Raw genomic sequence first — 1,835 nt, 5'->3', positions numbered from 1 at the left:
AGCCGCCCGCAAGGGGCGGCGCAAAAGTGCAGAGAAACGGGATGACGATGACTGCCAGCACAGATGTCCGCGAGGAGCATCAGTATCAAAATCCGGTGCGCCCGGAGATTCTCCCCATGTCGGACAACCCTTACGAGGACTTCCGCTACTTCTACCGCGACGGGATGCCGCTGCGGCCGGCGCCGAAGCGTCGCGTGAAGCGCCCCGGCTGGTCGAAGCTGCGCCACAACCTCTTTGACCGGTGGCACACGGTGGCCGACACCTGGGAGGGCTACGACAGCTTCCAGACCAAGCTGCTGGATGACCATATGTGGCAGACCGACGAGACCGGCTCGAAGCTGGCCGAGGCGTTCAAGCGCGATGGCGCCGAGAAATCCCGCGCGGACTTCGAGCAGGCGCTCAACAGCGGAATCGACACAGTGGCTGACCCGTCGCCGGAGCTCGTGGAGTTCTTCGCCGAGGTAGACAACATCCCGGAGTGGATCGACCTCGAGGCCGCGGAGCGTGGCCGCATCGCCTACTACAACGTGACGCCGTCGGCAGAGCTGCTCTCCATCGGATTCGCCTACTGGGCCACCACGATGGAGGACCGCACTTCCGCGGCGACGGGCGAGACAGCGATGTTTGAGATCGAGTCCTTTACTCGCATCATCGAGACGGTGAAGTTCTTCGTTGACCTGGGCAAGAAAGGGGTGTTCGACCGCTTCAGCGACGGCCTCAAGGCAGCGGTGCGCGTGCGCCTGCTGCACGCGCAGGCAAACCGAGGCCTGGAAAAGCTGTGGGGTCCTGAGCACTACAACGAGTTCGGTCGCCCGATCGGTTCATCGTTCCTCGTCTCTGGCGAAGGCTGGTTCGCCCTCATGCCGATCGGCGTGGACGAGTTCTTCGGACGCCCACACACGGGCGAGGAGTGGGACGACGTCGCCATGTACTGGGCGTGGGTCCTACATCTCATGGGCGCCGAGGAGCGCCTGATCCCGAAGACGGGCGACGAGATGCGCAAGATGACCGACTTCATCTACGCCAACGGCGGCTACTCCTCCGATTACCACGTGCGCGTTGCCACCGCGCTCATGGGCATTCTCGAAGACCTCGATCCGAAGATGCCGGGGCAGGTGCTTGGCGCGCTGTCGCTGATTATCGGCGACGAGGACACGAAGTTCATGGTCAAGGGGTCGCGCTTTGAAACGACCCCGTACCTGCACTGGAAGATCGCATTCCTGCTCAAGGCGAAGTCCGAGGCGGCCATCTACCGCCTGCTGGACAAGCTCCCGGGCGCGCAGGCCAAGAAGGCCAAGAAGGCCGGAGACGGCAAGCCGCCGTGGTCTGACGTTTTCCAGCAGATCGAGGACTACGTGGCCGAGAAGGCCCCGGACGTCAAGGCCGAGTACAAGCTGCACGACACATCCAAGGAAGGCCTGCGCTAACCCCGCGCGGCCCGCCCCAACCACAAGGAGACCCACCATGACCCAGACTTTTACTGAGAACCCGCTCGCGCAGGACCACTACGACCGCTCCGAGTGGCCGTCGGCGCGCGGCGACCGTGACGCATTCGTCGCAAAGTTCGGCGAAGCCCGCGCGCAGCGCTTTGAGCAGGCGTTTTGGGCGACCGATCCCATTGCGGATGCGCTGTTTACCAGCGGCCACAAGAGCAAGGAGATCATGCCGAACCTGCGCGAGGCACTCGCGCGCGGCGAGGCGACCGATGCCACGCTGCCCGAGGTCAAGGCGCTTATCGACGACATGAACGCGGCCCTCGACGGCGTCGACTGGGAGCGCCTCGAGCGCGGACAGCAGGCGGCGCTGGCGATCCCGGTGCTTGCGCAGAACCTGTC

Annotated in this window: 1 protein-coding gene and 1 pseudogene; both read left to right on the top strand. The window is 64.4% G+C overall.

The window, feature by feature from the left end:
- The first annotated feature begins 47 nt into the window (after positions 1-47).
- Complete coding sequence (locus EAW56_RS11970) at positions 48-1,427, top strand: oxygenase MpaB family protein (RefSeq protein ID WP_244213434.1); 1,380 nt, start codon at positions 48-50, stop codon at positions 1,425-1,427.
- Between the two features lie 37 nt (positions 1,428-1,464).
- Positions 1,465-1,835 (top strand): annotated as a pseudogene (locus EAW56_RS11965) (hypothetical protein); the annotation flags it as partial.

The sequence above is a fragment of the Corynebacterium gottingense genome, assembly GCF_003693265.1.
Classification (GTDB): Bacteria; Actinomycetota; Actinomycetes; order Mycobacteriales; family Mycobacteriaceae; genus Corynebacterium; species Corynebacterium gottingense.
Note: the sequence above shows the minus strand (reverse complement) of the source record. Positions and strands in the feature narration are given on the sequence as shown.

Bases quoted from the DNA above. Each gene is read 5' to 3' on its own strand.
- EAW56_RS11970 (WP_244213434.1), top strand. From the start codon at position 48: ATGACTGCCAGCACAGATGTCCGCGAGGAGCATCAGTATCAAAATCCG.